At 73.7% G+C, this 6,232-nt stretch carries 7 protein-coding genes; 3 read left to right on the plus strand and 4 right to left on the minus strand.

Annotated features, from left to right (window positions below; genetic code table 11):
• Positions 1 to 51: 51 nt before the first annotated feature.
• Together ACFCX4_RS33745 and ACFCX4_RS33750 are read right to left on the minus strand one after the other, a co-directional pair.
• Positions 52 to 963 (minus strand): chitinase, encoded by a 912-nt coding sequence (locus tag ACFCX4_RS33745; RefSeq protein WP_376150866.1) that lies wholly within the window; start codon positions 961 to 963, stop codon positions 52 to 54.
• 695 nt (positions 964 to 1,658) lie between these two features.
• On the minus strand, positions 1,659 to 2,603 hold the full coding sequence (locus ACFCX4_RS33750; protein ID WP_376150868.1) for a LysR family transcriptional regulator: 945 nt from the start codon (positions 2,601 to 2,603) through the stop codon (positions 1,659 to 1,661).
• A gap of 72 nt (positions 2,604 to 2,675) precedes the next feature.
• Between ACFCX4_RS33750 and ACFCX4_RS33755 the strand changes: the two genes are divergently transcribed.
• A complete protein-coding gene (locus tag ACFCX4_RS33755) occupies positions 2,676 to 3,068 on the plus strand; it encodes a RidA family protein (protein WP_376150870.1) in 393 nt (130 codons plus the stop codon).
• Positions 3,069 to 3,155: 87 nt separating this feature from the next.
• Here the strand turns inward: ACFCX4_RS33755 and ACFCX4_RS33760 are convergent, their stop codons facing one another.
• Together ACFCX4_RS33760 and ACFCX4_RS33765 are read right to left on the minus strand one after the other, a co-directional pair.
• Positions 3,156 to 3,578 carry an I66 family serine proteinase inhibitor gene (locus tag ACFCX4_RS33760; RefSeq protein ID WP_376150872.1) on the minus strand — a complete coding sequence of 141 codons (423 nt, stop codon included), beginning with the start codon at positions 3,576 to 3,578 and terminating at the stop codon, positions 3,156 to 3,158.
• A 118-nt stretch (positions 3,579 to 3,696) separates the two neighbouring features.
• On the minus strand, positions 3,697 to 4,575 hold the full coding sequence (locus ACFCX4_RS33765) for an alpha/beta fold hydrolase (protein ID WP_376150874.1): 879 nt from the start codon (positions 4,573 to 4,575) through the stop codon (positions 3,697 to 3,699).
• 55 nt (positions 4,576 to 4,630) lie between these two features.
• On the opposite strand from ACFCX4_RS33765, the gene ACFCX4_RS33770 reads away from it, so the two are divergent.
• Positions 4,631 to 5,236, plus strand: a complete 606-nt coding sequence (locus tag ACFCX4_RS33770) for a TetR/AcrR family transcriptional regulator (protein WP_376150876.1) — start codon at positions 4,631 to 4,633, stop codon at positions 5,234 to 5,236.
• A gap of 319 nt (positions 5,237 to 5,555) precedes the next feature.
• Positions 5,556 to 6,020, plus strand: a complete 465-nt coding sequence (locus ACFCX4_RS33775) for a hypothetical protein (RefSeq protein ID WP_376150878.1) — start codon at positions 5,556 to 5,558, stop codon at positions 6,018 to 6,020.
• The last annotated feature ends 212 nt before the right edge of the window (positions 6,021 to 6,232 follow it).

The raw sequence follows: 6,232 nt of genomic DNA on the forward strand, positions 1-6,232 counted from the left end.
GGCCGGGTGACGGGGCGTGCTGCCCGGCCCGCGGCTTCACCACCCGTCGGGTCAGCAGGGCACCGAGGAGCCCGTCGGCACGCCGAGGAGCTGGGTGAACGCCTTGTACCGGTTGACCCGGCTCTCGACCTGGCGCGGGTTCTTGCCGTCGCACTCCAGCGCGCCGTTGATCGAGCGGATCGACTGGCCGAAGCCGGCGCCGCTGATCATGGCGTCGTGCCCGGTGATCGGGCCCGGCCCGCTCTGGGTGTTCCAGTACCAGAGGGCCGTCATCATGGCGACCGCCGGGTCGTTCTCCACCAGCCAGGGGTTGTTCAGCAGGTCGATGCCGAGGTAGTCGCCCACCAGCTTGTAGTTGTAGTTCCAGCTCAGCTGCATCGGGCCGCGCCCGTAGTAGGCCGCCTGGCCGGCCGGGCAGCCGAAGGACCGGGCGGCGTCGCAGTAGTGCGGGTAGTTCGCCTCGTTCACCTCCTTGATGTAGTACAGCCCGGCGGTCTCGTGGCTGATGTTGGCGAGGAAGGCGGCGGCCTCCTGGCGGCGCATCGTGGCGTCACCGGTGTGGGCGAAGGCCGGGAACGCGGCCATGGCGGCCACCAGGCCCTGGTAGGTGTAGGCGGGATTCCGGTTCGGGAACATCTGGTTGAACTGGGCCTCGCTCACCACGAAGCTGCCCGGGTACGGGTTCCCACCGGTTCCGCAGGTGTAGGGCGCCCAGTAGTACGTGCTCACCGCGGGGTTGTAGCCGGGGTTGTCACGCCGGGCGACGTAGATCTTGCCGTCGGTGTGCAGCACGATGTCGCGGGTCTGGTAGTTGGCGCCCTGCGACCAGGCGGGGGCTATCGCGCATTCGTCCACCGGGATGGGGGTGGCGGCAGCCGCCGTGGTGGGCACGAGGGCCGAGGCCGCCAGCGCGCCGGCGGCCAACAGGCCTGCCAGCAGCGCCTTCGCACGAGTTCTGAGCACGAGTTTCCCTTTCGTGCACACGGGCATGCCGAGCAGACCCGGTGGGGGCCGGGAAGGCGGGCAGGCGCCGTTGTGGAGGATGTTGGCGCACACTGAACCGTTCCGCGTTCCTCGCGGTCAAGGTCCGTCCGAACACGTTTTGCAGGGCGCAACAACGCCGACTTTACGTTGAGTTGACCATCTCGTGGCAGTAACGTCCGGGTCTTCCCGACCATTTGAAAACTCGTCACTGTGCGATCCGTCCAACCGGTGGACCGCCGGACGCACCGTCACCGGACGGCACGGGAACGACGCAGCCCGGCCGCCGGGGACCTGACGACACGGCGGCCGGGCGCTGAGCGGCGGCGGGACCGGTTCCGGACGGCGAGGAGGGGAGACCCGCCGTCCGGAACCCGTGTTGCCCACCCGGACCTCGTCTCACCCCGATCCGGCCGGGCAAACCCCACGGCCCGAACCCCACGGCCAGAACGCACGGCCGCGAACCGTCGACCGGCCCCGGCGGACGCCGCGCGGGGCGGACGTCATCGGCAGGCCGGTCCAGCGCCGGTGGACGAGGGCGATCCGGGACGGCAGCGGCGTCACCCGGTCGAATTCCCGCCCCGCGCCCGGTTCCGGATCACCCCTCGGCCGTCCCGACCGCCGGGACCACCGGGGTCACCCGGACGCCGTCCGTGCCCCGGGTGCCCCTGGTCGCGCTACTGCACGGGCTTCCGCCGGCCCTCCCGCGCTCCCTCCCGGTCGGCGAGTGCCAGCAGCCCCGCCACCAGCGGGCTCGGGTCGTCCCGGCGCCAGGCGGCGGCGACCAGGGTGCGGGCCCCGCACGGGCCGACCGGCCCCGGGTCGACGCGGCGGAAGGCGACGCCGCGCAGACGGACGCGCCGGATGCTCGCGGGGGCGAGCGACACCCCGAGGCCCGCGCCGACGAGGGCGCACACCGTCTGCCACTCCACCGCGTGCTGCACGACCCGGGGCTCGAACCCCGACGCCCCGCACAGCTCCGCGATCCGGTCGTACAGTCGCGGCCCCACGGCCCGGGGGAGGAGGACGAACGGCTCGTCCGCCAACTCCCCGACCGGCACGGTCCGGAGGCCCGCCAGCGGGTGGCCGGCCGGCAGGACGGCGACGAACGGCTCGGTGAGCACGGTCCGGAAGTCCAGTGACCCGTCGGCCCCGGCGGGCGGCTCGCGCAGCAGTCCGACGTCGATCACGCGCTCGCGCAGGGCGTCCAGCTGGGGGGCGGTGGTCATCTCCCGGATGTCCAGCTCCACCCCCGGGTGTCGGGCCCGGAAGGTGCCGAGCAGCCCCGGCAGCACGGTCAGCGCCAGGGAGGCGGAGAACCCGATCCGCAGTCGTCCGGCCCGCCCGGCGCCGACGGCGCGCGCCGCCGCCAGCCCGTCCGAGAGGTCGGCGAGCGCCCGCCGCGCGGCCGGCAGCAGCTCCCGCCCCGCCGGGGTGAGCGCGACCCGCCCCGGCTCCCGGGTGAACAGCGCGAACCCCACCCGAGCCTCCAGCCGCGCGATCTGCTGGCTGAACGGCGGCTGGGCGACGCCGACCCGGGCGGCGGCCCGGCCGAAGTGCAGCTCCTCGGCGAGGACGGTGAAGGCGTGCAGCTGGGGGAGGGACGGATCGGGGCGCTCCATATCCCCAGGGATATCAGACGACGGGCCGCACCGTATTGGACGGTATCGCCGCAGGCCACCTACCGTGCAGCCATGACAGAGCGACGCGCGGTCCTGAGCGGTTCGGCCTTCGAGGAGCGGATCGGCTACGCCCGGGCGGTGGTGGACGGCGACCGCGTCCACGTCTCCGGCACCACCGGCTACGACTACACCGCCATGACCATCGCCGACGGCGTCGTGGAGCAGGCCGAGCAGTGCCTGCGCAACATCGGCGCCGCACTGGAGGAAGCCGGCTGCACCTTCGCCGACGTCGTCCGGGTCCGCTACCTGCTGCCCGTCCGCGAGGACTTCGAGCCCTGCTGGCCGGTGCTGCGCCGGGTGTTCGGCGACGTCCGCCCGGCCGCCACGATGATGGTCTGCGGCCTGGCGGACCCGGCGATGAGGATCGAGATCGAGGTGGACGCCCGCCGGCCCTCCGTCGGCTAGCCGCGCACCGCCACGGCCCGCACGCCGCCCCGACCCGCACGCCGCCGAGGCCCGCCACCCGTCCCTGGCGGGCCGGGCGGCGGGCGCCTACGCGTCGACCCGGTCGAAGACGAACGTCGTGCGGTCCAGGCTGTCGAGCGAGGGCAGCACCTCGATCTGGCCGTGCTCGCCGCCCGCCGGAGCCAGCCACACCAGGCCCTCCCGCGACCGGACCTCGTAACCGGTCTTCGTCCCGTCGACGGGCGAGAGCTCCCATTCCCCGGCGTGCTCCTGCCGGACGAGCAGCGCGACCAGCGGCCCGGCCGGCCGGCCACCGTCGGCGGCGACCGGTGCGCCCTTGGCGTACAGCTTGTGGAGCCCGCCCGGCAGCGCCTCGACGACCCAGACGGTGTCCTCGTCGTCGGTCCTGGCGAAGACCGCCTTGGGCGCCAGGTCGAGCGTCTCGACCCTCGCCCGGCCGACCGGCCGATCGGCGTTGAGGATCCTGTAGAGACCGGAGTCCAGGCTCATCGGTGCTGTCCGTTCTTCACGAGGGGTGCGCGGTACACGGACGTTGTACGCGCCGCGCCGTCCGCTCCGGGCGGGGGCGCGCTCGCGGCCACCCGAACGAGTGGCGGGCACGGGGGCGTCACACCCCGGTGGTCCGGAGGATGCGGTCGGCCACCAGCTCCGGCTCGTCGGTGGGCAGCGCGTGCCCGGCGCCGGGCACGATCTCGACCCCGGCGGTGGGCAGCACCCGGCCGATGCGGTCGGCGACCGCCCGCGAGTCGTGCAGGGCACTGCGACCGCCGAGCAGGAACAGCGCGGGGACGCGGATGTGCCGCAGTTCCTCGTCGGAGAGGACCGGTGGCACCGGGAGCGCGCGCCGGAAGCCCGTTGAAGCACGCATCAGGCGCATCAACCCGTCGTCCAGGATCGTGCTGTTGCCGACCAGCCGGGCCAGGCCGGGCCGCAGCGCCCGTGGTGCGGTGCCGGCGAGGGCGCCGGCGATCAGCCAGCCGTAGAACCGTGGTCCGGGGTCCGCGAGGCCCGCGGGGTCGACCAGGGTGAGCGAGGCGGTGCGGCCGGGGCGGTGGAGGTGGTGGTGGAGGGCGAGCCAGCCGCCGTAGGAGCAGCCGACGACATGGGCGGACGGGACGTCGAGTGCGGCGAGGAGTTCGTCCAGCCAGGCGGCGCCGTCGCGGCCGTCGGCGATCGGGGCGGTCTGCACGCTCGCTCCGGGTTCTCCGACGGTGTCCACGGCGAGGACCGGGCGGTGCCGGGCCAGCGCGTCGACGTACCGGTGCCACATCAGCGAGTTGCCGCCCGAGCCGGGGAGCAGCACGATCGGGGCGGCGCCGGAGCGGTCGCCCTGCGCTCCCGCGGTCCGGTGGACGCGGGTGGTTCCGAAGGCGGTCGGCACGTCGAGCGCGGTCCGCGGGCCGGGCCACAGCTCCGCCAGGGCGTGTTCGTAGGCGAGCCGGTAGCGCGTGCCGGCCCGGTCGTTCCTGAAGCGACTGATTCGCATGGTACAGGTGTATCACGGCATGATACGGGTGTACCAGGGACAGTGGGGAGGCGTGGTGACCAGGACCGACCACGAGGAGCGCCGGAGCCAGATCGCGGAGGCGCTGCTCCGGATCGCCGATGCGCAGGGGCTGCAGTCGGCCAGCATGCGGGCGGTGGCGACGGAGGCGGGTGTCTCCCTGCGGTTGGTGCAGTACTACTTCGAGACCAAGCAGGGGCTTCTGCTGGACGCGCTGACCAGGCTCGCCGCCCAGCTCCAGGCCCGCATGGAGCGGTGGATCGCCGAGACGGCCGGCTCCCCGCCGACGCCGCGCGGGACCGTCACGGCGGTCCTGTCGAGCATCGTGCCGACCGACGCCGAGAGCCGCCGGATCACCCGCACCTATGCCGCCTACTACGCCCTGGTGCTCAACGACCCCGAGGTGCTGGAGGAGCACGGCGCCCGGCAGCCCGAGGTGCTGGAGGGCTTCCTCGTGAAGCAGCTGCAGGCGGCCCGGCGAGCCGGGCAGATCGACCCCGGGAGGGACCCGGAGATCGCCGCCGCCGGGCTGCTCGCCATGGTCAACGGCCTCGGTTCGGGTGTCCTCGCGGGCCAGCGCACCGGTGACGAGGCGCTGGCGATCCTGGCCCGCCATCTGGAGGAGCTGTTCCGGGCGCCGTGAGCGCCCGGGCTTCCCGTCCGGGCAGGCGGTGCCGGTCCGGGATCCGAAAACCCCTGGTGGGGCCGTGGGTCGCCGGCCCGGTGACGACGTGGGGCCGGCTGCCGGTTGTCGCGGGCGCGGGCAGAGGCGGGTGGGCCCCGGGGGCAGGCGCGCCCGGCCGGACGGCCGTTACCCGCCGGTCACCGATGACGGATCGTCAGTTCCGTTGCCAGGCTCGGGGTGAGGGCCCGGCGCCGGCCGACGGCGGAATCCGTCGTCCGCCGCCCCCGGGCGACCGGGCCCTCACCACTTCGGCGGACGGGTCATCGGGAGGTCAGTGGTGAGGACGAGGAAGCCCGGTCGGGCGGCCGCGGCGGTGGCGGTGGTCGCCGCGATGCTGGTGGGGGCGGTGGTCGGAGCGGCGGGCACCGCCGGCGCGGCCTCGCTGGAGACGATCAGGCTCTGGTACTGCGACAAGACGACGGTCTCGGTCGAGAAGCTGACCGGCATGAACGGCCTCTACCTCTGCGGAGGCGGGTTCGGCCGGGAGATGCCGATCTACACCTTCGACGACGGGACGGTCCAGACCTTCTTCATCGGCGCGGACCACGCCGTGTGGACCTACTGGACCAACCCGGACGAGACCCGCAGCCCGCTGGTCTCGCTCGGCGGCCGTGCCACGAGCGACGTCCGGGTCAACGCCTACAACGGCGCCTTCGTGCAGTTGGAGGTGATCGGCACCGATTCCCGGCACTGGTTCAACAACCGGGCGGTGAACGGCAGCTGGAGCGGCTGGTTCCGCTAGCCGACGCGCCGGACGGCCAACGCGGCCCGGGTGGACTGCGTCAGGCTGGACCGGTGCCTGAAGCCGGAGGTCACGATCGAGGATCCCTTCCGTCAGGGCGAGCGGATGCTCTGCGGTGGCAACGATGCTGAGCCCGTCTCCGGGCCCGGCCGATCGGCCGCGCAGGAGCCGCTCAGGGCGCCGGCCCCGATCACTCAAGGTGAGTGATCGGG

Source organism: Kitasatospora sp. NPDC056327 (assembly GCF_042261735.1).
Classification (GTDB): Bacteria; Actinomycetota; Actinomycetes; order Streptomycetales; family Streptomycetaceae; genus Kitasatospora.

What these genes read in the sequence shown, in the direction of transcription:
- ACFCX4_RS33750 (WP_376150868.1), bottom strand. Translation starts at nt 2,603, where the DNA reads ATGGAGCGCCCCGATCCGTCCCTCCCCCAGCTGCACGCCTTCACCGTC.
- ACFCX4_RS33755 (WP_376150870.1), top strand. Translation starts at nt 2,676, where the DNA reads ATGACAGAGCGACGCGCGGTCCTGAGCGGTTCGGCCTTCGAGGAGCGG.
- ACFCX4_RS33760 (WP_376150872.1), bottom strand. Translation starts at nt 3,578, where the DNA reads ATGAGCCTGGACTCCGGTCTCTACAGGATCCTCAACGCCGATCGGCCG.
- ACFCX4_RS33765 (WP_376150874.1), bottom strand. Translation starts at nt 4,575, where the DNA reads ATGCGAATCAGTCGCTTCAGGAACGACCGGGCCGGCACGCGCTACCGG.